The following is a 254-nucleotide window of genomic DNA, read 5'->3' as shown; positions in this document are numbered from 1 at the left end:
GGCGACCCCCGCGCAGATCACCGATCGCATGAGCTCGCTCGGGGAGTGGTGATGACCGGTCAGCGTCTGAGCTTCGGCGGCCTCGTGCGCGCCGATCTGCGCCACAATCGCGCCAGCTTCGCCGGGGTGGCGGTGGCGATCTTCGTCGCGAGCATCCTGGTGACGGGGCTGGGCGTGCTCGTCGAATCCGGCATCCGCGGTGGGCTCGCCCCCGAGCGCTACGCTCAGGTCGACGTGGTCGTCGGCTCCTCGCA

At 70.9% G+C, this 254-nt stretch carries 1 protein-coding gene; it reads left to right on the top strand.

Features of this window, described 5'->3' with window-relative positions; translation table 11 throughout:
* Window positions 1-51: 51 nt before the first annotated feature.
* On the top strand, window positions 52-254 hold a 203-nt coding region (locus SB658_RS25820), incomplete at its 3' end, for a hypothetical protein (RefSeq protein ID WP_410603322.1).

Source organism: Bacillus sp. SIMBA_008 (genome assembly GCF_046535495.1).
GTDB lineage: Bacteria > Bacillota > Bacilli > Bacillales > Bacillaceae > Bacillus > Bacillus subtilis.
This window is presented reverse-complemented; position numbering and strand designations above follow the sequence as displayed.